Source organism: Helicobacter saguini, from assembly GCF_000762875.2.
Lineage (GTDB): Bacteria > Campylobacterota > Campylobacteria > Campylobacterales > Helicobacteraceae > Helicobacter_A > Helicobacter_A saguini.
Genome location: NZ_JRMP02000010.1, coordinates 38,274 through 63,870, shown reverse-complemented (window position 1 = coordinate 63,870; position 25,597 = coordinate 38,274). Strand labels below are relative to the sequence as shown.

General features: G+C 34.9%; 19 protein-coding genes and 1 pseudogene. 8 read left to right on the top strand and 12 right to left on the bottom strand.

The genetic code is table 11. The annotated features are described in order from the left end of the window. Positions 1–12 precede the first annotated feature (12 nt). The 5 genes from LS64_RS07330 to secG form a co-directional block, all read right to left on the bottom strand. A complete protein-coding gene (locus LS64_RS07330; protein WP_034573036.1) occupies positions 13–2,460 on the bottom strand; it encodes a TonB-dependent receptor in 2,448 nt (815 codons plus the stop codon). A 296-nt stretch (positions 2,461–2,756) separates the two neighbouring features. Next, positions 2,757–3,494, bottom strand: coding sequence for a (Fe-S)-binding protein (locus LS64_RS07325; protein ID WP_034573033.1), 738 nt, complete (start codon positions 3,492–3,494; stop codon positions 2,757–2,759). 22 nt (positions 3,495–3,516) lie between these two features. Continuing rightward, positions 3,517–3,642 carry a hypothetical protein gene (locus LS64_RS13635; protein ID WP_272916627.1) on the bottom strand — a complete coding sequence of 42 codons (126 nt, stop codon included), beginning with the start codon at positions 3,640–3,642 and terminating at the stop codon, positions 3,517–3,519. 205 nt (positions 3,643–3,847) lie between these two features. Next, a complete protein-coding gene (gene frr, locus LS64_RS07320; protein WP_034573030.1) occupies positions 3,848–4,405 on the bottom strand; it encodes a ribosome recycling factor in 558 nt (185 codons plus the stop codon). Positions 4,406–4,414: 9 nt separating this feature from the next. Next, on the bottom strand, positions 4,415–4,864 hold the full coding sequence (secG, locus tag LS64_RS07315; RefSeq protein WP_052062616.1) for a preprotein translocase subunit SecG: 450 nt from the start codon (positions 4,862–4,864) through the stop codon (positions 4,415–4,417). A gap of 175 nt (positions 4,865–5,039) precedes the next feature. On the opposite strand from secG, the gene LS64_RS07310 reads away from it, so the two are divergent. From LS64_RS07310 to LS64_RS07290, 5 genes and pseudogenes are all read left to right on the top strand, one after another. After that, on the top strand, positions 5,040–6,518 hold the full coding sequence (locus LS64_RS07310; RefSeq protein WP_118949108.1) for a TolC family protein: 1,479 nt from the start codon (positions 5,040–5,042) through the stop codon (positions 6,516–6,518). Then, positions 6,515–8,317: an efflux RND transporter periplasmic adaptor subunit gene (locus tag LS64_RS13235; RefSeq protein WP_237416218.1), complete on the top strand. Its 1,803-nt coding sequence runs from the start codon at positions 6,515–6,517 to the stop codon at positions 8,315–8,317. The genes LS64_RS07310 and LS64_RS13235 overlap by 4 nt, the downstream gene beginning before the upstream one ends. Then, positions 8,307–11,372 carry an efflux RND transporter permease subunit gene (locus tag LS64_RS07300; protein ID WP_034573027.1) on the top strand — a complete coding sequence of 1,022 codons (3,066 nt, stop codon included), beginning with the start codon at positions 8,307–8,309 and terminating at the stop codon, positions 11,370–11,372. Before LS64_RS13235 ends, LS64_RS07300 begins: the two co-directional genes overlap by 11 nt. A gap of 1,235 nt (positions 11,373–12,607) precedes the next feature. Beyond that, positions 12,608–13,462: pseudogene (locus LS64_RS07295) on the top strand (type III PLP-dependent enzyme domain-containing protein); the annotation flags it as partial. Positions 13,463–13,548: 86 nt separating this feature from the next. After that, entirely contained in the window at positions 13,549–13,881 is a 333-nt protein-coding gene (locus LS64_RS07290) for a hypothetical protein (protein ID WP_034574804.1), read from the top strand. A gap of 5 nt (positions 13,882–13,886) precedes the next feature. On the opposite strand, the gene LS64_RS07285 is transcribed toward LS64_RS07290, so the two are convergent. The 3 genes from LS64_RS07285 to LS64_RS07275 form a co-directional block, all read right to left on the bottom strand. Further along, complete coding sequence (locus LS64_RS07285; protein ID WP_034573024.1) at positions 13,887–14,657, bottom strand: type II restriction enzyme; 771 nt, start codon at positions 14,655–14,657, stop codon at positions 13,887–13,889. Further along, entirely contained in the window at positions 14,650–15,732 is a 1,083-nt protein-coding gene (locus LS64_RS07280; protein WP_237416219.1) for a DNA adenine methylase, read from the bottom strand. Before LS64_RS07280 ends, LS64_RS07285 begins: the two co-directional genes overlap by 8 nt. Positions 15,733–15,929: 197 nt before the next feature. Then, positions 15,930–16,628, bottom strand: a complete 699-nt coding sequence (locus tag LS64_RS07275; RefSeq protein WP_034573022.1) for a hypothetical protein — start codon at positions 16,626–16,628, stop codon at positions 15,930–15,932. Positions 16,629–17,063: 435 nt separating this feature from the next. Between LS64_RS07275 and LS64_RS07270 the strand changes: the two genes are divergently transcribed. Together LS64_RS07270 and LS64_RS07265 are read left to right on the top strand one after the other, a co-directional pair. Then, complete coding sequence (locus LS64_RS07270; RefSeq protein ID WP_052062614.1) at positions 17,064–17,666, top strand: ATP phosphoribosyltransferase regulatory subunit; 603 nt, start codon at positions 17,064–17,066, stop codon at positions 17,664–17,666. A 44-nt stretch (positions 17,667–17,710) separates the two neighbouring features. Next, positions 17,711–18,895, top strand: coding sequence for a glycosyltransferase family 8 protein (locus LS64_RS07265; protein ID WP_034573019.1), 1,185 nt, complete (start codon positions 17,711–17,713; stop codon positions 18,893–18,895). Here the strand turns inward: LS64_RS07265 and galE are convergent. Next, entirely contained in the window at positions 18,884–19,921 is a 1,038-nt protein-coding gene (gene galE, locus LS64_RS07260; RefSeq protein ID WP_034573015.1) for a UDP-glucose 4-epimerase GalE, read from the bottom strand. The genes LS64_RS07265 and galE overlap by 12 nt on opposite strands. A gap of 203 nt (positions 19,922–20,124) precedes the next feature. On the opposite strand from galE, the gene LS64_RS07255 reads away from it, so the two are divergent. Continuing rightward, positions 20,125–20,607 carry a KdsC family phosphatase gene (locus LS64_RS07255; RefSeq protein ID WP_081948360.1) on the top strand — a complete coding sequence of 161 codons (483 nt, stop codon included), beginning with the start codon at positions 20,125–20,127 and terminating at the stop codon, positions 20,605–20,607. A 58-nt stretch (positions 20,608–20,665) separates the two neighbouring features. On the opposite strand, the gene LS64_RS07250 is transcribed toward LS64_RS07255, so the two are convergent. The 3 genes from LS64_RS07250 to LS64_RS07240 are packed head-to-tail and all read right to left on the bottom strand — an operon-like array spanning position 20,666 to position 25,554. Continuing rightward, positions 20,666–22,135, bottom strand: coding sequence for a CapA family protein (locus tag LS64_RS07250; protein WP_052062613.1), 1,470 nt, complete (start codon positions 22,133–22,135; stop codon positions 20,666–20,668). Positions 22,136–22,167: 32 nt separating this feature from the next. Next, positions 22,168–22,836 (bottom strand): protein-L-isoaspartate(D-aspartate) O-methyltransferase, encoded by a 669-nt coding sequence (locus tag LS64_RS07245; protein ID WP_052062612.1) that lies wholly within the window; start codon positions 22,834–22,836, stop codon positions 22,168–22,170. Between the two features lie 9 nt (positions 22,837–22,845). Further along, positions 22,846–25,554, bottom strand: coding sequence for a PD-(D/E)XK nuclease family protein (locus LS64_RS07240; protein ID WP_034573012.1), 2,709 nt, complete (start codon positions 25,552–25,554; stop codon positions 22,846–22,848). Between the last annotated feature and the right edge of the window lie 43 nt (positions 25,555–25,597).

Genomic DNA, 25,597 nt, shown 5'->3' with positions numbered 1-25,597 from the left:
ATAGACTAGATTCTAAGACTTCCTAAATTTATATCTTGTTTGCAGGTAGAAACTAGCCCCTGGGACTATGTAGCTATCATAGTAGCGGTTGTTTGTGATGTTATTAAAACTTGCACTTAAATCTAATCCATTGCTAAAAATATAGCCTAACTTAGCATTCAAACTAAAAGCGGCGTCATAGTTGCGAAAAGTGCGATAAAGCGGCGGCGAGTTAATATCATCGTTGTAGAAAGCCGAAGTAAAAAACGCCCACAAACTACCATAGATTCCAACACTCTCACCATAGCTAAGCGAAATATTTGCGATATGCTCTGGCGTATTGACAAGCTGTTTGCCCACAGACGCGGGATTTGCCGCATTTTCTATCACACGCGCTAAGGTCAAAGTGTAATTAGAATCTAAACGCAAACTACGCCATATCGGCACACTTAGACTAAACTCCACGCCATTAATTCGCCCACGTCCAGCATTCGCATAAAAGTAAGGATTTGCCACACTTCCACCGCCTTGACGATAAATCATATCGCTCATTTCAGTGTGAAAATAATACACCACAATATCCGCAAAACGCGTATTTATCTCACTGCCGACTTCAAAACTAAGGGCATTTTCCGCTTTTAAAAATGGCGTAGGCTGCCACATTTCACCACCATGACCAGGCTGAAAACGCTCCCTAATAGTTGGCATACGAAAGCCGCTACCTATGCTAAACTTAAGCTTCCACCAGCTAAATGGCGTATAATTTATAGAAAATTTCGGGCTAATATGCGAACTATTATTACTATCCAAAGCCCCAGATTCAAAGCTCCCAAAGGCATAACTATTAAAATTTAGCCAAAAATCATATCGCAGCCCAAGATTTGTGCTTAAATTATCAAGCCACAAGGCTTCCCAGTCCATAAAAACACTTGCCACAAAGCTCATCCCACCAGCGCCCCGACCAGCCCTAGCCGCGATAGAATCTAAATCACGCCAGTTTGATAATGCGTAATACAGGCTATCAAAATTTAGATAGCGAAACTGAAGCGAAGTCGCCAAGTTGTGATTCTCATTAATATGATAATGATGCAAAATGTCAAAATAGTTGCTAGATGTGTAAATATCCTGCGTTTCGCCTATGCCACCGGCTAAAGTCGGGGGCGGATTAGGGTTATCATAGTAGGCAAGAGCATCGCCCCAGCGGGAGAAAAGATTCACACTTGAGAGCGAGATTTTTAGCTCACTATTCTCAAAATAGTGCAAATATGAGATATTCCCCAAAAAATGCGTGTAATATCCTAACCCACCAAAACCACTACCCACAAAGGGACTCGTGCCGGGATATTGAGAAGAATTTGGCAAAGTGAAAGTCGGCGACCCATTAGAATCTAGCAAGTAACTTTTAGGATTTGCCATCTCATAACTATGGCTTGACAGGCTAAACATCGAGCTAAGTAGCCCATTTTCGCCCACATCATACTCTAATTTTAGTCGCGTATCCCAGATTCTATACTCTCTGCGACCGCCATCGCCTATGATAAAACGTCCTGCTTTATCATAGAATCCGCCACTTGTATTAGCTGGTTTTGTAGCGACATAAGTAGGGAAACTTGCATAGCCTTGCGTTGTAGTCAAACCGGCACTAAATTTAATTCGTAAGGCTTTATTTGTAAAAAAGGCGTTTCCTATGCTAAAATAAAACTTTGCTAGATTTTTATCAGCGGTATCTTGTAAGATTTCACTACCATAACCAGCAATAGATTCTATAGTGAAACTTTTTGGCATGCTCGTAATAAAGTTAATCACGCCACCGATAGCATTACTCCCATAAAGGCTAGAAAATGCTCCACGCGCGACTTCGACCTTTTCTACATCAAAAAGTGAAATTTGATTTAAAATGCGGCTCTCGCCCTCTAAATCGCTTAAAATCACGCCATCAAGCATTACAAGCGTGCCATAATTTATACCGCGAATTTTGATATTTGGTCGCGGATTAAAGGCGACATCATTTGCTATTCGCACGCCGCTAAGCTTTTTTACCACATCAGTAATCTTAGCATTTGTGCTTTTATTAATCTCTTTTTGCGTTACAATATCAATGTGCCCGGGGATACTTGCGACCTCGCTATCAAGGGATGCAGAGCCTGTCGCGGTGATAGATTCTATCTTTTTAGATTCTATATTTTGGTTAGAATCTTTTGGGGTTTTAGATTCTATATTTTTATCGTCATGTTGAGCCAAAGGCGAAACATCTAGTTTTGTTGTCCTAGATTCTATAGAATCTTTTGGAGTTTTAGAATCTAAATTTCGAGTCGTATTTTCTCTGTCATGTTGAGCGTTTAGTGAAACATCTAGTTTTTTTTGTGTAGATTCTATGTTTTTAGATTCCATAGAATCTTGCTTGAAACTTTGGGCATTAGATTCTAAATTATGCGAATACAAAAAACCAACAAAAAACAAAACAACAAAAAAATACCTCATCCACGCCCTTTTTACAATCTTTTAGAATCTATTTTAGAATCTAATTTGCAAAATTATACAATCTTAATTCTTAGAATCCATTAATAAAACATAGAATCTAACTCGCAAGATTCCATAAAAATGAGAATCTAATTTTCTTACAAGCAAATTAAAATGTCATGAATTTTAAGATTATTATTTTACGTTTTTAATAGTAAAGCAGAAGTTTATGCTTTTACATTTTTTCACTCATGTAATTTACAATACGTCTTGTGGAGTTACTTGGGGATATCATGGCTATTTTAGATGCTAAACCCTTACGAGCTTAAGCCGATGCGGCTTGCCAAAAAGTCATAAAGGTGCATATATTTCACATTTACGCCCTGCTTTCGCATTGCCCCGCTAATATTTAATAGGCAGCCTGCGTCACCGGCGATTAGATACTCGACATTTCGCGCCTTTATATCCTCAATCTTTTGGCTTACCATCGCATTGCTAATCTCTGGCTCTTTAATGCTAAAAGTCCCGCCAAATCCGCAACATTCCATCTCGCGCTCAAGCTCGACTAGCTCAACATTTTTCAAACTGCGTATCAAAGTTTTCGCCGAATTTATGCACTTTGCCACACGCAACGCATGGCAGTTACTATGCCACGTGACGCGAATGGGCGAGCCCTTATCCTCGTATCGCACGCCTAGCTCCTTATCCAAATATTCGCTCAATTCATAGATTCTAGAGCAAAACGCCTTTGCCTTCTCATGATGCTCCGTTCCTGCGAAAAGCTCCTCATAATCAATCCGCAACATCCCCGTGCAAGAGCCGCTTGGCAGGACAATCGGCAAGTCCTCCTTAAACAAATTCATATTATAAAGGGCGACTTGCTTTGTCTCGTCATAATAGCCCGAATTGTAGCTAGGCTGCCCACAGCAAGTCTGGTCCTTTTTGAAAATCACCTCAACGCCCTCTTTTTGCAGCAGCCGAATGCCATTTAACGCCGCAGAACTGCACGCCGCCGCACCGATACAAGTGGAAAAATAATAAACTTTTTTCGCCATCATCGCTTCCTTTTGTGTGGATTTAGATTCTGTAACTTTTTATGGTTAAAGTTATGGAATCTGTAAGTTTAGATTCTAAATTTGCTTTATAGAATCTAGATTCTATAATATCGCAATTTTGGGCTTGCGTTATAGAATCTTTTTTCACTCAAATGCAAATATTAACATTTTTTCCATTTTAAACAAATAAAATGTTTCAATTTTTCATATTTTAATAAGGGGAATGTAACGAACTTACTCAAAATTAGCAAAAACAATACAAATTCAAATTTCGTTTAAAATAATATCACAACTATTTTATAATTTATTATAAAAATAATTTTGTAAATCTATAACTCTCCAACTTAAAATCACTACACCTTTAGCACTTCCTCTTCTTTTGCCTTAACCATAGAATCTATTTTTTTAATGTGAGTATCTGTTATTTTTTGGACTTCATCCATTCCCTTTTTGCCGTCATCTTCGCTAATGTTTTTTTCTTTTTCTAGTTTTTTAATCGCATTATTAGAATCTTGGCGGATATTTCGCACGGCAATTTTTGCCTTTTCGCCCATTGCTTTTACTTGCTTTGCGATTTCTTTTCGCTGCTCTTGCGTCATTGGCGGGAAAAATAGCTTTATAGAATCCGCATTCACATTAGGATTTGCACCTAGATTTGCTTCTTGCAGTGCCTTTTCAATGTCTTTCACCAAGCCCTTTTCCCACGGCGTAACCACAATCGTAGTCGCATCTTGTGCAATCACGCTACCAACCTGCGATAACGGCGTAGGGCTACCATAGTAGTCAATCCGCACATTATCCAAAATGCTAACCGAAACGCGCGAACTGCGAAGCGTGCCAAAGTCCTTTTGCAGCGCAGAAATGCTCTTATCCATGTGCTGCGTGGTGTTTTTGTAGATTTCTTGTAGCATATTTGTCCTTTATTGTGGCGTTTGCGTGGCGTTAGATTCTATATTTTGGTTAGAATCTGTGCTAGATTCTGGAATATTTTGCGGTGCTAAAAGCGGCGAATTGCCCTGCGTTGGCGTTAAAAGCGGATTTTGCGTGTTATTTAGTAGCGGACTAGAAAGCGGCACAGAATTAGGCAAAAGTGGCGCTGATTTTGGAATCTCCACATTATCAATCACGCTCTTATTTTGCGTCCCACGCGTGTTATAAAGGTAGCCAAGTGCGATGGTATTGACTAAAAAAAGCACGCCTAAAGTCATCGTTATTTTAGCTAGAAAACTAGCTGGACCCTTCGCGCCAAAAAGGCTCTCATTACTCCCACTATACGCACCCAAGCCGATACTTGAGCTCTTTTGCAACAGCACGACAATCACAATAAAAATCGATAAAATAATCTGCAAGACAAGCAAAAATGTAGTCATTTTTTACCTTTTTCACACAAAATAAAACATTAAAACGTGTAATTTTAGCAAAAAATAGTTAGAAAAGATTCTAAAATATTATTTTTATATAAAATATTCCAAAAAACATAAATACACTATATACACTTTTTTATACTACAATATATAGTTTTTACTTAAAATTTAGGTCGTTATAATGTTTTATGAAAAATTATTAAATATGAAAGATTATATTAAAAAGATTCTATATTTTATAATATTTTTTGCTCTTGTGTTGAATATGACGCACAAATTAAATGCCGAGACTTACGAGTTAAAGGATGTTTTGGCAAAAATTGAGCAAAATTCACTAGAAATTGTGAATAATAAGGCAAATTTTGAATCTATTATGAATGAGACAAAATCAAATCTAGCGTGGGAATACCCTTACTTTGAAGGCACACTTGGGGGGGTAAATGAAGGCTCACTAAGTAGCGGGGCGACAAATGCGTGGGGGGCGAGCTGGAGTGCTATGTTTTTAGTAAAGCCAAAGCTTTGGTGGGTTAATCCGCTCCTGCAAGAATCCCTGCAAAACAAAGGTGTGCAATATCAAAAAAACTATGAATTGATACGCAATCTCAATTTCATAGGAGCAAAGCGAATCTATCTTACTTACGTCGCCACAAAGGAAAAATATCAGTATTATTTGAAACGTGAGGAAAACTTTTTGCAGTTGCTTAGTAACGCCAAGAAACGCCTTGAGGGCGGGAGTATTAGCCGTAAGGATTATGTGAGTTTTCAGTCCGCCTACATTGATTCTACCCTTGCGACCATTGCGGTGCGTAATGATTTGCTTGAGCTGCAGCGTAGTTTGTATGTGATTTTGGGGCTTAAAAATCATGAGTTTATTTCGCATTTTGAGCCGCCAAATATGGTAAGTGATACTGCTAAAATGCCGCAAAATATGGCAGTTGAAAGCAGTAAAAAACAGCAAGAAATTGAGAATTTAATGTCGCTTAGTGGGTATGATTTGGACGCTTTTGAATCTAATGATTCTATGGAATCTAGCCTGAATAACACTGAAAATAAGGGCGATATTAAGATTAATGGGCTTGAATTTAGCTATGTTGAGATGGGGGAGAATGCCCTTGATTCAAAGCTAGCAAACTCCCTATACATCGATATTTTGGACGCGCAAAGCAAGGAGTATCAAAACCTAGCAAAATATGAGGGGCTAAATCACTGGGGTAGTTTAGAAATGGGCGGTGGGCTAGATTATTCGCTAAATAGCTATAATCCAAAGGTGCAAGTTAGCATTCCACTGCCTGTGACAAAGAAGCAGACGCATTTAAAGGCAAAATATATGAGCTTAGAATCTGGGGCGCTAACTAAAGCGGCAATTACCAAAAAACAAATCGCAATAAAGGCACGTGCGTATCTAAACGAGCTTGAGTTGCAAAAAAAATATATTGATGTAGCCAAAAATAATACGGATGTAAAAAGCCATTTGGCTGAGCTAAATCGCTTGGCTTATGAAACGCAGCAAGTGACACTTTTTGAGTATATCACGCAGGCGAATGCCTTTGTGGATTCACAAATTGAGCTTGTGAATAGCCAGATAAAATATATCAATTTGGTCGCACTTTTGGAGGAGACTTTGGGTGAGAGCTTCATTGAAATAGGAGAGATAAAATGAAAAAATGTAATAAATATGTAATAAAGTGTAGAAATGAAACAATAGATTCTGCGTGTTTTGATGTGAAAGATTCTATGAAAATATTAGGTTTAGATTCTAAAGAAAACTTAGAATCTAGATTCTATGAAAGTATTGAATCTAGTAATTTAGATTCTAAAAAAGTTATGGAATCTACAATGCAAGATTCTATAAAATTAGAAAATATGGAATCTAATATTATGCGAAATTCGCAAGGGCAAATTTTCTTTAGATTCCAAAGTCCCACCCATTCCCACCCTTTAAAATATAAAGAAAATTTGCCCTTGCGAATTTCTAAATATAAAAAAGATTCTATGCAAAAAATAGAATCTAACTTGCAAGATTCTAAAAAGTTAGAAATTATAGAATCTAAAAGGCAAAATTCGCAGGATAAATCTCCCTTAGATTCAATGTCCCACCCATTCCCACCCATTAAAAATTTAAGGGAGATTTATCCTGCGAATTTTGCCAACGCAAAAGATTATATAGAATCTAAAAACGTAGATTCTATACAAACATTACAAAACTTAGAATCTAGATTCTATAAAAGTATTGAATCTAATAATTTAGATTCTATAAAAGTTATGGAATCTAAAAAGCAAGATTCTATAAAGATATTACAAAACTTAGAATCTAGATTCCTATCGCCCGCCCGCCGCCCTATATTTAAACTAGATTCCATAAAATCCATACTTTTAAGCCTTTTACTAATACTGAATCTAATCAACATAGCAAATGCAGTTAATTACCCAAATATCGAAATGACACAGCAAGAGTTAGAAGCCGCTGAAGTTGAGATTTTTAAGATTAGTGATAAGTCAAATGAAAAGGGTGTGCCATTTTCTGCGGTTGTAGATTTTGATGATAGGGATGGATATACGCAAAATTCTAGCCTTGAAGTCGTTGTAGTGAATCTATATAAAAGAGCAGGGGAGAGTGTGAAAAAAAATGAGCCTATTGTAGAAATTAGCTCAAATGCCCTAAGTGAGCTATATTTCGCCCTGCAAAATACAAATAGTCGCTATCAAATAGCCCTTGAAGTTGAGCGAAAAGATAAAGAGCTACTTCGTCAAGGTGTGATTTCACAAAGGGCATATCAAACAAGCTACTTAAATATGAATGAACTGCGACTTAAAATGAATGAAATAAAATCTAGCTTTACAATCTTTGGCATTGACCCGGATAATCCACGTGGGCAGTATGGCTTTTTAGTGCGAGCGCAAGGTAGTGGCATTTTAAGCATTGCGCCCATGCAAATAGGACAAAAGATTCCAGCATTTACGCCATATATTAGAATAGCAAAGCCAAATAGCAACTCGGTTTTGCTACGCATTAGAGTGCCGCAAAATCGCGCTACAAGCGTAAATACAGGCTTTAGCGTTTTTGACATTCGCGGGGAAAAAATAGGCACGATTGAGACGATTTCAAATGTGGTCGATAAAAATACAAATACGATTAGCGCGGTAGCAAGGGTAGAATCTAAAAAGTTTCGCGTAGGTGAGATTGTGGAGATTTATATCGCTGGTGATATAGATTCTAAAGCGGTGGTTATTCCTGATGATTGCTGGATAAAATATTATGATGATTATATCGCATTTGTGCGCACTAGCAATGGTTTTAAGCCTGTAAGTATTGTCATTTTAGAAGAGCGAGATTCACATTCTGTGGTAGAATCTAAGGACTTAAAAGTAGGCACAAATATAGCGCGTGGCTCACTTGTGATACTAAAAGGCATTATGATAGGCTTAGGCGGCGAAGGAGCTGGTGGTCATGCTCACTAAGATTATTGAATTTTCTTTGCGACAAAAAATTATTGTTAGCATTCTAGCTTCGCTTTTGCTTTGCTTTGGAATCTATAATTTTATCCACATTCCTATTGATGCGTTCCCGGATGTGAGTTCTACTCAAGTTAAGATTATTATGAAAATGCCGGGCGCATCTCCTGAAGAGGTAGAAAATCGCGTGGTTCGCCCTTTGGAATTAGAGCTACTTGGACTGCAAGGACAGACGTCTTTAAGAAGTGTTAGCAAGTATGCAATAGCCGATATTACTATAAACTTTGAAGATTCTGTAAATATGAATGTGGCAAGGCAAATGGTAAGCGAAAGACTAACTACTGCAATGGGTGAATTACCCGCTGGAGTAAGTGGCGGTCTAGCACCGATTGTAACGCCCTTAAGTGATATGTATATGTTTACTATTGAGGGGGATATTAGCGAAGTGGATAAACGCACACTTTTAGATTTTACCATTCGCCCCGCTTTGCGTAGTATTAAGGGCGTGGCGGATGTTAGTAGCTATGGTGGCTTTGCTAAGGCTTATGTGGTTATACCAGATTTTCATGATATGGCAAAACTTGGAATCTCTATAAGTGATTTAGAATCTGCCCTGCGTGAGAATCTTAAAAATGATGGCGCAGGAATAATAAATCGCCCCGGCGAAATGTATCTAGTAAAGATAGAATCTGCAGCTAAAAACACACAAGATTTACAAAACATAGCCCTTAATACCGGCAATGGATATGTTAGAATCAAAGATTTCGCACAAGTGATAGAAAACTATAAAACGCGTCTAGGCTTCGTTACTATTGATGGAAAAGAAGAAACAACAGAAGGAATCGTGCTAGGTTTGCGTGGCGCAAACTCCAAAAATACAATCACAATGGTAGAAAAAAAGCTAGATGAAATAAGAGCCAAACTCCCCGCTGGTGTGGAAATAAACACATTTTATAATCGTAGCGATTTAACCCAAAAGGCTGTAAATTCAGTTATAAAAGCCCTAGCTGAAGCAATCGTGCTAATTATTGTGATTTTATTTTTATTCTTAGGCGATTTACGCGCTGCGGTAGCCGTTAGCGTTGTGTTGCCACTTGCACTTAGCACGGCATTTATAATGATGAATCATTATGGTTTGACGGCAAATTTAATGAGTTTGGGTGGATTAATAATTGCGGTTGGAATCTTAGTAGATTCCGCCGTGGTCGTGGTAGAAAATGCCTTTGAAAAGCTATCTCACGGACAAAGTCTAACTAAGATTCACACAATTTATCGTGCTAGTAAAGAAATCGCGCCATCTGTTGTTAGCGGTATCATTATAATTATCGTGTTTTTTGTGCCGATACTAACCTTGCAAGGATTAGAAGGGAAAATGTTTGTGCCACTTGGTGAAACAATCGTTTTTGCCCTGCTTGGCTCACTTGTTTTAAGTATCACGGTAATCCCTGTAATGTGCTCTTTTGTATTAAAAATCAAGCCACATAAAGAAACGATTTTACTGCGTTTGATAGAAAAAGCATATCATCCTATGCTTAGATTCTGTCTTAATAATGGACGAATTGTAATCGTGGCTTCTTTAATTTTCTTGGTCGCCACATTCTCACTTTTCCCACATATAGGAACAGCATTTATGCCGACCTTAGATGAGGGCGATATAGTTTTATCAATGGAGACTGCACCATCGACGTCACTTGAAGAATCAAAACTGCAGATTCTAAAAATCACTAAGAAAATAAAAGAAAAAGTCCCAGAGATAAAGACAATCGTATCAAGGGCTGGAGCAGACGAGCTAGGCTTAGACTTAGCCGGTGTGTATCAAAGCGATAGCTTTATAATCTTAAAGCCAGAATCTGAATGGGAAGCCAAAAGCAAAAAGGAAGTGATAGAAAAGATAAACGCGGTAACACAAGAATTTAAGGGCGTAACATTTATTATTACACAGCCTATTGATATGCGAATTAGCGAAATGGTAACCGGCGTTCGCGGCGATTTGGCTATAAAAATCTTTGGTAGCGATATAAATGAACTAAATAATATTAGTAGTGAAATAGCCGAAATCTTGCGAAATATACAAGGTAGCAAGGAAGTCTATACCGCGCTAAATAAGGGCGTAAATTACTTTTATGTAATCCCAGAGCGAGAAAAAATGGCAAGGGCAAATATTAGCATTGAAGAGTTTGCAAAATTTATGAAAAGCTCTTTAGAGGGGCTATTTATCGATTATATCCCGCAAGGCTTTGCACGCACGCCGGTTTATATTAGGCAAGATTCTAGCATTGCAAATGATGTATCGCGCTTTCAAGGGCTAGAGCTTAGTAGTGAAAATGATTTGGTTGTGCCGATAAATTCGGTTGCTGAGATTAAGGATGTCGATGGTCCTATTAGCATTATGCGAGAGCAAAGTAGCCGAATAGGCGTTGTGCGTAGCAATGTGGAAAATCGCGACTTAGGAAGTTTCGTGCAAGAGGCAATGGATAAAATCAACTCGCAAATAAAACTCCCAGATGGCTACTCAATCACTTATGGCGGTCAGTTTGAAAACCAGCAAAGGGCAAATGCGCGTTTTGCAACGGTAATTCCACTTAGCATTTTAGTAATCTTTTTTATCTTATTTTTTACATTCCGCTCTATAACTTTATCTTTAATGATTCTATTAAATATACCATTTGCGGTAACCGGCGGACTTGTATCACTTTATCTATCAGGTGAATATATGTCAGTGCCAGCCAGCGTAGGATTTATCGCACTTTTTGGTATCGCTGTGCTAAATGGTTTGGTTATGGTAGGCTATTTTGTGCAATTAATTAAGCAAGGCAAAAGCGTTGAGGAAGCAGTAGAAATGGGTGCAAAAAGGCGTTTGCGACCGGTATTAATGACAGCAAGTATTGCAGCGCTAGGTTTAGTGCCTATGCTAATAGGAGGAGGAGTAGGTAGCGAAGTGCAAAAGCCACTAGCCATAGTCGTTTTAGGCGGCTTAGCCACTTCATCCGCCCTAACACTACTAATTCTCCCCCCAACATTCAAGCTAATCGCCAAGCGATTTAAAATCATATCTGATTAGAGAATCGATTTATATTTTTAAAAGGTGTAGGAATGAAAAAGAAATATTTGCAAGATGTGTTTGAAGCTGGGTTTGATGTGGGGGAGATTCCAAGTCCTAGCTATGTTTTGTGTTATGATAGTTTGCTTTGGAATCTTAGGACTTTGAAAGATGTGAGTGATAAAAGTGGAGCAAAGATTCTAATCGCACTGAAAGGATATAGCTTTTGGCGTGAGTTTGCGCCTGTGCGGGAGTTTCTAAGTGGGGCTACTTGTAGCGGGCTGAATGAAACGTTGTTGGCTTATGAAGAAATTACATTAAAACATTTGCAGAGTAATTTAACAAGAAAAGATTCTAGAAATCATAACTTATTATCTAAGAAAGTTATAGAATATAATATTTTTAAAAATTCGCAGGGCAATTCTCCTGCCTTACATTCCTTGCCCCACCCATTCCCCCCCACAAATAATGTAAGGCAGGAGAATTGCCCTGCGAATTTCACAAATTCTAGCAAGAAAGAAAAAACTATAACGCAAGATAACGACCAAGATTCTACAGAATCTAAAAATACTGAATCTAATAATTTAGATTCTAAAAAATTAGAAAATATAGAATCTAAATCCACACAAGATTCCATAGAATCTAATGGCGAGTATAAAGAAATATGCGTGTTTTCGCCGGCGTATAAAAAAGAACAAATGCAAGAAATTGTGAAATATGCCACGCATATTATTTTTAATTCTTTTACGCAATGGGAAAAATTTAAAGACATTATAGAATCTAGAAACGCTGAAATTAGGGCGTTTTGGCAGTCTAAAAATCCACAAGATTCTAATGAAAATATAGAATCTAAGTCGCAAGATTCTAACAAAAATACTGAATCTACTAACTTAGATTCTAAAAAGTTAGAAATTACAGAGTATAACTCGCAAAATTCGCAGTTGCAAGATTTGTCTCAATCTATTCCCACCCATCCACCCATTTTTAAGATTAATACAAATCCTGCAACTGCGAATTTTACTGACTACGTCAATGAAAATATAGAATCTAAAAATCAAGATTCTAACAAAAATACTGAATCTACTAATTTAGATTCTAAAAAGTTAGAAAATATAGAATCTAATATCACGCAAAATTCGCAGGATAATTTTCCTTTAGATTCAATGTCCCACCCAGTCCCACCCACTGAAAATTTAAAGGAAAATTATCCTGCGAATTTTGACAATCAAGATTCTATAGAATCTATCCAGCCACGAGAAATACAAGTTGGACTGCGTGTGAATCCCTTGTATAGCGAGGTTAGCCCACCTATTTATAACCCCTGCATCCCAAAAAGTAGGCTAGGTATCACGCCAAAAGAGTTTAAAAAAGGCTTAAAAAAACTTGCCAAAAAGTATGGTTACAGCGATAAAAAAGAATTTTTTTCAAAGCATTTTAGCGGCTTGCATTTTCACACGCACTGCGAGCAGGACTCAACCGCGCTAAAACGCACACTGCCGCATTTTACAAAGCATTTTAGAGCCTACATAAAGCGTAGCAAGTGGATAAATTTTGGCGGCGGACATCATATCACACGCGATGATTACGACATTTCGCTGCTTATAAAACTTGTGCGAAAATTCCGCCAAAAATATAATGTCGAGGTCTTTTTAGAGCCAGGAGAGGCGGTGGGCTGGGAGTGCGGTGACTTGGTTGGCGAGGTCGTTGATATTGTGCAAAATAGCGGGAATATCGCCGTGCTTGATATTAGTGCGAGTGCGCACATGCCTGATTGCCTTGAGATGCCATATCGTCCGCACTGCTACAAAATGTCGCTAAATGCGGATACTAAAAAGTGGCATTTGGAGCATGATTTGGGTAAAAATAAGGGCAAATTTAGGTATCGTTTTGGCGGTCCTACTTGCCTTGCGGGCGATGTTATCGGCGATTATAGCTTTGAGACGCCCTTACGTGTGGGCGATAAAGTGGCGTTTGTCGATATGATGCACTACACGATTGTGAAAAATACGACTTTTAATGGCGTGGAACTGCCAAGCCTTTGCGTAATAAAAGATAAAAAGTTAGAAATTTTGAAACAATTTAGCTATAAAGATTTCAAAGATAGGAATTAGATTCTATACAATCTAAAAATCTAAACACAAGATTCAATAAAAGATTCTATAATTACGCCTTAGCAAACGCAAAAAGGGCTTTATAAATGTTTGAGAATGAAAAAGATTTGCAAAATGAAATACAGACTAACACGTCTTTACAAAAAGATATTTGCTCACTCTTAGACATTGACTTTGATAAATGTAAATTTGTGGGTGAAGATTCTTATATTAATAGAATCACGGCTGATTTTAGCATATTTGAAAATGGCAAGATTAAGGCTATTATGGAGTGTAAAGGTGGCAAGATAAATGTAACTGACTACATCCGTGGTATAGGGCAGATTTTTCAATACGAGTATTTTGCCGAGCAGAAGCTATCAGGTAAAAAATATGAATTTGTAGAAATGAGTGATTTTAGCTCTGTGTATATTTTCTAAGAATGCTATTTAGAATCTATCTTAAACTTTTTGGCTTGTTTTAAGAATATACTATTGTAATTTAACACATCACTAAAGCCAAATTCCCATATTAGATACTCGTTATCTCGTTTTTCAAAAAATATGGTTTTTACTTGCTTTTGTGTGTGAATGCTCCATTGACGAAATGGATAGTAAAGCTGTCTTATAATTACATTTGTAGTTTGTGAATTTTTTGCCTCTACTAAAACGACATTATTTCGTCCCTCAAAGCCAGAATCTACTTCAGTTTGAACAGATACTACCTCTATGTTTTGATATAAATTTGTATTAAAAGTGAAATGTGGTGTATATTTTCGCCCACGAATGCTTAAAACTAAGCTATCGTCATCTAAAAATGTGCGAATGAGCGAACTAGCATAAGCAAAATCTAAATGTTGCATTTCGCTATTACCTACGTTAGAGCTTTTTAACTCAAAATCTAACTTACTTTTATATATACTAGATTCTTCATCAATGCTTGGTATATCCACATAGCCACAGCCTTTACAAATAATGTATTCACCATTTTTAATAGGCAATACAAATAAATCATTTTCTATAAAAATATTGGGTCTATCTTCTTTGCTATCCTGTTTGCATAATATCCTTACTTCTTTTTGTGATGTTTTACTAAAATCTTTAACGCAAGGTTTTATCATATTAGTATTGATGTAAAAGGGAGCGGCGTTAAAATTGTGTTTATAAATTTTTAAATCTTCATAGATTTTTTGCCACGATTGATTATTTTTACTCATAATTCCCCCTTATTAATAATTCACTAATTTCCCCACGTCCATTACCTTTGCAATTAATCGCTCTTTTTGCCTTTAGCTCTATAATCTCATAATCTTTATATAAATCTTTTATAAAAGGAGTGTTTGAATTACTAAGCAATACTTTAGCACCTTTAGAATCTAATCTTTTAAAAAGCTCAAAAAGGCGAATTTGAGAATCTTGCGTAAAATTATCTATATAGCTTACAAAGCTAGAAGTCTTACTTAGTGGATAATAAGGTGGGTCAAAGTAAATAAAATCATTTTTTGTAATACTAGATTCTAAATTTTCAAAATCTTTATTGCTGATATGCGTATTTTTTAAAGCAAAACTTGCATTTAAAATCAAATCTTTATCATAGATTTTAGGATTTTTGTAGCTACCTAGTGGCGTATTAAATTGTCCTTTAGAATTGTATCTACAAAGTCCATTAAAGCAAGTCTTATTTAAATAAATAAATCTAGCTGCACGAAAGATAGAATCTAAATCTTTAAAATCATTGCTTCTATCCATATTTCTAATGGTATAAAAAAACTCTTTATTGTGTTTATTTTGAAAATCTTTTAGTAATTCTAAAAGTTTATTTGGATTATCGCGCACGATTATATAGGCATTGATTAATTCAGTATTTTTATCGTTTAGAAAGAATTTAGATTCTATATTTTTAGAATCTTGTAAGTGAATTTGTTTTGTCGTATTAAGAAAAGTATTTGAAATCTTAGAATCTTTAATAACAAAAAATAAAGCCCCACCACCTAAAAATGGTTCAAAATAATTATTAAAATGTTTTGGCATAAAAGGCAGCATAGAATCAAGTATAGCCCTTTTACCACCTGCCCATTTGATAAAAGGCTGCGTGTAAGATATTGTAGGAGTAGAATGTTTCATATTATTTTTTATATTAGTAGCTTGTGGTAATTTAGAATCTAGATTTTTAATATTAAAGAAATTTCCAAAGTTATGTTTTTTGGGAAACTCTTTAACTAAATCATTAGAATCCATGCAGTGATTGAGTAAATCTTGCAAAACTAAATGTTTTTTATTGACTCTAGTCATTTGTATCCTTAATGTTTTTGTTATAAAAAAGTGCAATTATACAATAATGAAATAAGATTTTAAATATTTAGTGTTGCTATAAGTTGGGCTTTCCACAACATTACAAATTTTTAGAATTTTAGAATCTTTGTTATTTGGTTTGGGATTTTAGATTTTATAGAATCTTTTTATAATCTTGTGGATTAGATTCTATATTTTTAAGATTTTATAGAATCTAGATTTAAAATCACATTAGATTCTATAAAGATTTTTTGTCCTAGCGTGGCTTGGGCTTGTTGTTTTTGCGTATCGTTGCTAGTTAGGATTGAATTTAAAAACTGCATTTTTGAGTTTAGATTATTTTCTTGCATTTTTATGTCGTAATGCAGGTTTTCTTTTATATCAGCGATTAGTGATTGTATGTTTGTTTGCAGGATATTTTCGCTTTGTTTTATTGCTTTTATTAGCGTATTTGTTATAAAATCACTTATTTTTTCTCTCCTTAAAGTGTCATCTTGTATTTTTAGAATCTTTGCAAACTGCGTATTTTCAAGGCGTATTTGCTCTATAATTTCTCTTGTTATTGAATCTTTTATTTGATATTTTGCTAAGTCTTTGCTGCGTTGCAATTTTTGATTAGATTCTATATAATCTTTGAAATTATCCGCGGTTTGCGTATAAATATTTATTAATTGAGATTCTAAGTTTTGCGCATCTTTTATGGCTTTACTTTTAATATTTTCTAAAAGCTTTCGCAAATTTTCTTGCTCTTGTAATGTGGCTTTTTCTGTATCAATGGGTCCTTTCTTCATTATTTCTTCGCTGTCTTTTTCTATTTCTTTTTTGCTAAGTAACCATTTTAGCCCTTCAATTACTACTTCTTTTAATATTTCTAAGCCTATTTTTATAAGTCCCAAAAAAACTAAATTGCGAAAATATGCAAAATATAGAATCTAGGTTTAATCACAAAATGCTCTTACCACTATAGTGCATAAAAATTGCGGCTACTAGCCACCAAAAAACAATGAAGATTCCACACATTAAAAAGGCGGCTTCATCACATATTGTTTTATAGAATCTTTTTAGGATATATATATGGATAGGCTACTAGTTAGCGTTAAAATGAATGTGTAAAGATAGAAATCACGAATATCTAAAAGCTGTAATGTATTAAAAATAGGCAAGAATATTGCAAACATTCCTATAATTAAAACCACAGCACTTATTATAGAATCTAGTATAAATTTAAATATTTTATTTAACATAGTTTGTATTATATCCCAAAGATTCCAAAAATTTACAACAATACACTATAATCTACATCTTACAAATCACTTTAAGGACAAGCACAGATGATTTTAGAGCATGAGATTCCAAAAGGCAGTAAGCTACACTTTGGCTTGTCAGCTAGGTTAAAGCGAGATGTTGAGAATCTTTGTGCGAGTTTGTTTTATGAGAGCGATTTTAGCGAGATTACCACGCCTATATTTGTCTTTCAGCAGCATCAAAAAAGCTTTCTAAACCGCGATGTGATAAGCCTAAGTAGCGAAAATAACTATCAAGTCTCAATGCGAAATGATAGCACAATAGACGTAATTCGCATCATTACAAAGCGGCTAGGTCGCAGCACTAATCAAAAAAAGTGGTTCTACATCCAGCCTGTCTTTAGCTATCCTACCTTTGAGTATAATCAAATCGGTGCGGAGTGTTTGGATGAAAAAGAAATGCCAAAAATGATAGATTTAGCCATAGCGATATTTGAAAAGCTAGATATTAAGCCTATTTTGCAAATCACAAATACTAAGATTGCCAAAAAGTGCGCTTTAGAATCTGGCTTAGATTACGAATATTTTACAAGATTAAATGTGGAAAAATTGCAAAGTATAGATTTTATTGCTAGACTCTTGCTTGTAAATAATTTAAAAGATTTAGAATCTGCTAAAAGGATTCCATAAAAAATCCCACACAAAACAACGCAGATTCCATAGATTCTAGTGATTTGATTCTAACCTATCACACCCTAGATTACGACACTTTAAGTGATTATGAAAAGCAAGAAGGCTACATTTTCCATATTTTCACTGAGGAGATTAAACAAGATTCTAAAAACATAGAATCTAAAATACCCACCCCCCTAAGCCCACCCTTAAGCAAGGGAGGGGGGAATCACTCTCAAACCAACAATATAGAATCTAATAAAGATAAAAACTTAGAATCTAACCTCCAAACCCTCCAAAACGAGCTAAGCAAAATCTATCCTTGCGTTATAAAAGTGCATTATATTAATGATAGTTTGTTTGAGAATTGCCCTACTTTAAATGGAAATTACAGCACATATTATCGGCTTAAGATTGCTGAGTTTCTAGATTCTAACATAAAATATGCGTTATATTTAGACTGCGATATGCTAGTTCTTAAGGATATTCGAGGGCTTTTTAGTATAAATATGGAATCTAAATTCGCCTACGTAGTGCATGATTATTTTTTCCATTCACAAAAAATTATACATCACAAAATTGACAAAGAAAAGATTCTAACTTATGATAAACACTATTTCAACGCAGGTTTTATTTTTTTTAATTTAGAATCTTGTCGCAAAATCAACCTTTGGAAAAAATGCGAAAATATTTTCAAAAATTATGAAATAGAGTTCCACGACCAAGATACAATAAACTACATTTTCAAAGGAAATGTCGGCATTTTAAGCCCTTGCTTTGATTATATGAGTTATGCTTTTGGGTGTTATCCTATACGCATTGCAAAAGATGAAAATATAGAAAATTGCGATATGTATTACACTAGAAGGCAGCTAGAGTGTGGCTTGGAAAATGTCGTAATCTATCACTACACGCCCTACAAACCTTGGCGACATCCGCAATATCCGCTCGAGCCTAGCCGCTACAACTATGCGCGTGTGTTAGAAGCGATACATTTATGGGAAAAATTCGCCAAAATCACGCCAGTGTATAGCGATGAAATACAAAATGTTTTAGATTCTATAAAAGAAAATGAATTTGACAACTACACAATTTTCATCGCCAAAAAGTTAGAAAATATAGAATCTAATTTCAAAAAAGACTTACAAATCTTAGCCAAAAAAACGAGAAAAAGAATGAAAATTCTAATGTTTGGAGAAATTGCTATTTTTGTGATAATAGTGTTATCATTTACGCTAATTTTGTAAATCTTGTCTTGTCAAAAAAAGTTCCCATTTATACGCAGATTCTATAATCGTGCGTAAGTCGTTGTATTGTGGCTTCCAGCTTGTGTGCTTTAGTAGCTGTGTATTATCGGCAATTAGCACGGCAGAATCGCCCGGACGCCGCCCTGAAATATATGTCTTAAAATTATTCCCGCTTACTTCTTTGACGCACTCAATGACTTCTTTTACGCTAAAGCCCTGCCCATAGCCCACATTAAAGGTCTTGCCAAATGGACCGATAGTCTCTTGGAGCAGCTTAAAGACCTCGATATGAGCCATACACAAATCATCGACATGGATGTAATCGCGTATGCAAGTGCCATCTTTTGTGTGATAATTCGTCCCAAAAATGCTCATCCCTTCACGCTTGTTGCACGCGCACTCACAGGCAATCTTTATCAAATGCGTGGCATTTTTCACACGCTGCCCTAACGCCCTATCACTACTATAATCATTTTGCATACTAGCCCCCGCCACATTGAAATACCGCAAAATCACATAGTTTATCTTATCGCTCTCAGCGACATCTTTTAGCATTTGCTCTATCATTAGTTTGCTGCTGCCATAAGGATTTATAGGGCTTGGCGGATAAGATTCTGAAATTGGCATTTTGTCCGCACTAGGCTCGCCATAAACGGCTGCGGTGCTAGAAAATATAAAGTTTTTTACCTTATATTTCGCGCAAAATGACAGCAATTTAAGGCTTTTTGCCGTATTATTTGTGTAGTAAAGTATAGGATTTTCCACAGATTCAGCCACACTTATAAATGCACCAAAATGCAAAATCGTATCGATTTTATACTGCTTAAACACCTCCTCACAATCCGCCAAATCCTCCCTTACAAGCTTAACTCTATCGCCAAAATCCTGCTTTAAATACTCATAATTTTTTAAAAAGCCCTTTGATAAATTATCCACGATAATAATTTCCGCGTCCGTGTGCTGCAAGAAAAGTAACGCACAATGCGAGCCGATATAGCCACACGCCCCAGTGAATAGTATTTTCATATTTGTCCTTTTGTTATGTTAAAAAATGGTAATTATATAATAAGATTCTATAATTTATAGAATCTAAAATGTTACAAATTGTGTTTTGCAAGGCGTTTATTTAGCGTAACATAACGCATACAACGCAAAATTCATTTTTTAAAGTTTAAAATAAATCTATGCAAAAAATCTATATAATTTCAACTTAAATCAAAGGAGAAAAAATGAGCGATATGATAAAACTAATCGTGCTAGATGTCGATGGGACGATGACAAATGGGCAGATTACGCTTAGTAAAATTAAGGGTGAGATTGTGGAATCTAAGAGTTTTAACATTAAAGATGGAATGGGAATTGCGTTATGGCAGCAAAATGGTGGCATTGTGGCAATCATTAGCGGTCGAAAATGCGAGATTACACAACATAGAGCAAAAGAGCTAAAAATCGCTGAAGTGCATTTGGGCGTGGAGGACAAACTTGCCTGCCTTAAAAAAATCTGTGAAAAGTATAGAATCTTGCCCGATAATACCGCGTGTATCGGCGATGATGTGAATGATATTAATATGTATGCGTTTTGTCGATATAGCTTTGCTCCAGCTGATGCGTGTGGGATAAATAAGGCACGGGCTAGCTTTGTAACGCATGCGCGTGGTGGCGAAGGGTGCGTGCGAGAGATGATTGATATTTTAGATTCTATAAAAGATTAGATTCTACTTATAACCTACCATAAAATTATTGTAAAATCGATTAAAATTAATCTTTACTTTAAAATATTCCCACCTTTATTTTTTGTGCAGATTGCGTCTTAGATTCTAAATTTATAGAATTTTTAGAATCTCCTTTAGATTCCACTTTAGAATCTTTAGAATCAAGCAAAATTTTTATATAATCTTTGTAGATTTTTTCATAATTTGGCAGAATATTTTCATTCAAAAGTGAGAATGGATACACCTTAAAATCCTGCAAATTTTGGTTGTGATAAGTGTAAGTCAAATCCGCCCTTACATCGCTCAAAACGATTTTACCACCCTTTTTTGCGACATTCACACTCACAAACGCACCGACTTTTTTCTCCACGCCACGCTGCGCACTAATCATATTGCCAAGCGAATAAATCACAAGTGTATCGCCCACAAACTCCACAGGCTGCACGACATGCGGATGATTCCCTATCACAATGTGCGCGCCAAGCTCGCTTAGAATCTGCGCAAAATCGCGTTGCTCCTTTGTGGGCGCGAACACATATTCCACGCCCCAGTGCATCGAAATAATTATCAAATCGACCTTATTTTTGAGAGATTCTATATCTTTTTTTAGCATTTCGCGGGTATAAACATTGATTAGATAGTCCTTACCGCTTGGAATCTTAATGCCATTTGTGCCATAAGTGTAGGCAAGGAAAGCAAAAGTTATTCCATTTTTTTTATGAATTTTGGGCGTGTTTCGCGTCTCTTGCGAGTCGTAACTTCCCGCTGTAATCACACCTTTTTTTTCTTTTTCCTTCCAAAACTGCACAGATTCTAACACCGCCTTTTCGCCCTTATCAAGCGTGTGATTATTCGCCAAAGACACGAGATTAAAGCCTAGATTTATCATATTTTCGCCAAATTCTTGCGGGGAATTAAAGTTTGGATAGCTACTTAAGCCAAGTTTAGCCCCGCCTAAAATGCTTTCTTGATTGTAAAAAGCTAAGTCATATTTTTTGATAGAATCTTTTAATGGCTCAAACATTTGGGAAAATTCGTAACAAAGATTCTGCGGCGATTTAGAATCTTGTTTTGTATTTTTGGTATTTTTATCTTGCGAATTTGCTAATTTAGATTCTATAAAGTTAGGATTTTTGGAATCTTGTGTTTTAGATTCTATAGTTTTTTTGGAATCTTTAGAATCTGCGGTCTTTATGGAATCTTGTTTTTTAGATTCAGTAGTTTTAGAATCTTTCTTAGAATCTTGCGAGTTTTCACCCTTTTTAGATTCAATATTTTTCTTAGAATCTTGCGGCTTTTGCGAGTTAGATTCTAAAAACATAGAATCTTTTCCACCCAAAAGATTGATTGAATATTGAATGAAATTGATTTTTTCCACTTCATTTTTGGCGTCACAGGGATACTCCGCATCCTTATAAACAGCGGTGTGCAACAGGGCGTCCCCACCCATAATTATGCGTAATTCCTTAGAATCTTTCCCCCACAAACACACACAAAAACATAAAAAAATATAGAATCTAAAACTCACACAAATCCTTTTTTGTAATACATAAAGCATATTTATTTAGTGTTTCTACTTATGCCCGGTTTTATCGGGACAAATTCACAAGATTCTAGAATCTGCTCTGTGATATTACTACCTCGTTTTATAAAACGTATAATTTTTTGGCTTTTGCCTTGCGACTCACCACAATATATGGGCGCGACAAGCACGCCATTATCACTTAGCTGGTTAAACAAACTCGCAGGGATGGAATCCGCACACGCAGAAAGCAAAATCCTATCATAAGGCGCGTAAGCCGCCCAGCCGCTCATCCCATCATCAAGCTTAATATTGATATTCGTAATGCCAAGCTTTGCGATACGCACGCGCGCCTCTTCCCATAGGGCTTGGATACGCTCAATGCTAAAAACGCGGCGGATAAGGTGCGATAACACGACTGCCTGATAGCCGCTGCCAAGCCCGATTTCAAGCACGGAATCTGCCTCGCACACGCCCTCTACATCGCGTGCTAGCAGATACGAAGTCATTTTCGCCACGGTCAAAGGCGAACTAATCCACTGCTCGCCACTCATCGGCAAGGCGTTTATGTTAAATGCGTGGTGTCTAACGGCGTCTTGCACGAACATTTCTCTATCCGTTTTTTTGAGCGCGTTGATAATTTCAGAGCTAAACTGCCCTTCAAATTCTTTTAACATTTTCATATTTTTTATTTCGAAAATTTGCATACAAAAAACTTATCCCCTATCACAAATAATTTTATAATCACAATATTTGCACTTATTTATATCTTCACACATTTGATTTTTATTTCCAAAATTTTTAAAGATGTCATTTATTTCTTTTGTGCCTTCGTCCAAAAGATTTTCTTGCATTATAACCAAATTTTGCTTTTCTTTTAAGTCGGCGTAATAAAAAGTTTTATCCAAATCTTTAAACTCGCTTAAAACATCGATAAAATCCGCACACATCGCATAAAAAGGCATTTGCAAATCAATTTTTGCCTTGCTTTTTTCATCTAAATTATCACTTTTAGTAAGCGGAATGCTCCCTGTTTTGTAATCAATAATTGCAATTTTGTCATTTATTTTTTCAATCCTATCTATTTTACCACTGCAAATTTCATCATTTTTTATAATTGTAAATGGATATTCTAGGGCTAAAAGGCTGATTTTATCGGTATTTACACGCTTTATTTCATTATCAAAAAATGTGTTTATTTTTAGACAAAAATTATCTAGTTTTATAAAATTTTCTATTTCCATATTGTTTTTAGAATCTTGTTTAGATTCTATATTTTTTAAGAAATTTTTAGAAAATTCATCATAGAAATTAAAAAAACTTTCCCTTATTTTCCGCATAGAATCTTCATTTAAATCCTTATTTATAAACGGCTCATAGCTTTGCTTTAAAAATAAATGGATAATATTTCCCACACTCGTATTTACATTATCACTCTCCATTTGTAAATGCTCTATGTATTTAAAAAAGAAACGGCGTGTGCAGTCTTTATAATCATTTAGCTTTGTCGCAGAAAATATAAAGCCATCTATTTTATTGCTAAATAATGGATATTCTTGTGTATTAGATTCTATATTTTCTAACTTTTTAGCATTATCAATATCAAAATATATAAGTTTAGAATCTATATTTCTTACACCATTTATATCATCAAAATCTTTAGAATCTTGCATATTTAGCTGCATTTCATATAGCATAGAAGAGGGCATTTTCTCATCATTTTCCACATAGCTAATGTGCGTTATTTGCGTGTTTTTCATAATATTATGGTAGTGGTGTTTTTGCAGGTTTTCTTTATCTTTTTTGGTTGGTAATCCTGCATTTTTTCTTAAAGTAGAATTTAAAAACATATCATCAAAACTAATATTTGCCACAATATCATCATTAAAATCAAGTATTAAAACTTCCTTAAATTGTAAATTTCTAGCTTCCAAAACGCCCATCACACGAATTTTCCCGCCATTTACATTATCAATATTAAGATTAGAAAAATCCTGCATAAAAGAAATAAATAATGTCCTAAATTTTACATCACTTAGCACTTCTTTGTTGTCTAAAAATGATAATTCAGCCAAAATTTCTATGCCTTGATTTAATATTTTTTGATTAACATTTATAAATAAAATAGTTAGTAAATATTGAACTATTAGTAGATTAGGATTAGATATTTCATAATTATCATTTATTTCCTTATCTATTTTATCTAAAGCTTCTTCTAATTTTTCTATTTGTTTATCATTTCTTAAGCCATTAGATTCTATATAATCTAGTAAAATCTTTATATCAAATACCTTAGATTCTATATAATTTTCATATATTTTAAGCAGTATTTGATATTCTTTTAAGCCTTCCAAACTCTCGCCCATAGCGTAGTTAAAGACATTTTTAGAATCCATAGTAATCAAATAATTGATAAAACTTTCATCTGGCAAAATCACAGCATAATTATTTTCGCAATTTTTATCTTCTAGCCATGTAGATGCTAGATAAATAGCAAGATTTATTTGATTAAAACGACTTGTAGTTTTGTAAATAAAAGGCTTTATTTCCTTAGAATCTAGGCTCTTTTGATGTATTTGATTATTTGAAATATCTAAAATATATTGTTTATTTGTTTCTAATTTAGAATCTATTTTAGAATCTATATTTGAAAAATGCGAAATATTATATTTATCTATTTTAAAATGTAAATAGATAGGCACAAAAGTGCTTGCAGTGCGTAAAATCTCATATTGCAAAGGGGAAATAAAACCTTCTAAATCAATATGAATACTAGATATAGATTCTAAAAAATTAGTATTTATTTCATAGTTTTTAATAATTTTATCGCTAATTATCCCATCAATTAGATTATTATTCTCTAATTTTTCTAAATATTTAGCATAAATTTTACTTAAAATTTGCAATTCTTGCGTGTGAATTTCATTTATATCTTTTATCTTGAAAGTCTCAAAAGATTCCCTATTTATCGGTGTTTTATGATTTCTAAGCTCATCATAAAAGCTAAGTAAAATATTAGAAGTCTCCAAAAAAGAAATAAAATTTTCTTCAAAAGAAATAAGATTATTTATAAATGAAAGTTTGTTATTTATTTTGTGTTTATTTCTTATTTCTTTTAGTGCGTCCATCATAAAGAAATGGCGAATATTTTTAGGGATTAATGGCGTCTTGCTAAAGGCTAAAGTATCTAGCATTTCAGTATAGCTAAGTATATTTGGTAAAAAAGTAGAAGTTATAGAATCTGTATCTTTTTTATATTGAAAGTTAAAAATATCAAAATAAGATTCTATATTTGTTATAGAATCTAGATTTGTATAAAAATCTTTATTTCTCGCAAAATACTTACAAAACTCTTTTTTAGAACGATTAGAATTTAACACAAAAAGCGGCTGTTTTACTTTTAAAATTTTATTAATATCTTTCACATATTTCCTTTAAACTTAAATTATAAAAAATCTAACATTGTAG

Bases quoted from the DNA above. Each gene is read 5' to 3' on its own strand.
- secG (WP_052062616.1), bottom strand. From the start codon at position 4,864: ATGACTACATTTTTGCTTGTCTTGCAGATTATTTTATCGATTTTTATT.
- LS64_RS07285 (WP_034573024.1), bottom strand. From the start codon at position 14,657: ATGAGTAAAAATAATCAATCGTGGCAAAAAATCTATGAAGATTTAAAA.
- LS64_RS07245 (WP_052062612.1), bottom strand. From the start codon at position 22,836: ATGCAAATTTTCGAAATAAAAAATATGAAAATGTTAAAAGAATTTGAA.
- LS64_RS13235 (WP_237416218.1), top strand. From the start codon at position 6,515: ATGAAAAAATGTAATAAATATGTAATAAAGTGTAGAAATGAAACAATA.
- LS64_RS07280 (WP_237416219.1), bottom strand. From the start codon at position 15,732: ATGACTAGAGTCAATAAAAAACATTTAGTTTTGCAAGATTTACTCAAT.
- LS64_RS07270 (WP_052062614.1), top strand. From the start codon at position 17,064: ATGATTTTAGAGCATGAGATTCCAAAAGGCAGTAAGCTACACTTTGGC.
- LS64_RS07290 (WP_034574804.1), top strand. From the start codon at position 13,549: ATGTTTGAGAATGAAAAAGATTTGCAAAATGAAATACAGACTAACACG.
- LS64_RS07255 (WP_081948360.1), top strand. From the start codon at position 20,125: ATGAGCGATATGATAAAACTAATCGTGCTAGATGTCGATGGGACGATG.
- LS64_RS07325 (WP_034573033.1), bottom strand. From the start codon at position 3,494: ATGGCGAAAAAAGTTTATTATTTTTCCACTTGTATCGGTGCGGCGGCG.
- LS64_RS07310 (WP_118949108.1), top strand. From the start codon at position 5,040: ATGTTTTATGAAAAATTATTAAATATGAAAGATTATATTAAAAAGATT.
- LS64_RS07330 (WP_034573036.1), bottom strand. From the start codon at position 2,460: ATGAGGTATTTTTTTGTTGTTTTGTTTTTTGTTGGTTTTTTGTATTCG.
- frr (WP_034573030.1), bottom strand. From the start codon at position 4,405: ATGCTACAAGAAATCTACAAAAACACCACGCAGCACATGGATAAGAGC.
- LS64_RS07300 (WP_034573027.1), top strand. From the start codon at position 8,307: ATGCTCACTAAGATTATTGAATTTTCTTTGCGACAAAAAATTATTGTT.
- galE (WP_034573015.1), bottom strand. From the start codon at position 19,921: ATGAAAATACTATTCACTGGGGCGTGTGGCTATATCGGCTCGCATTGT.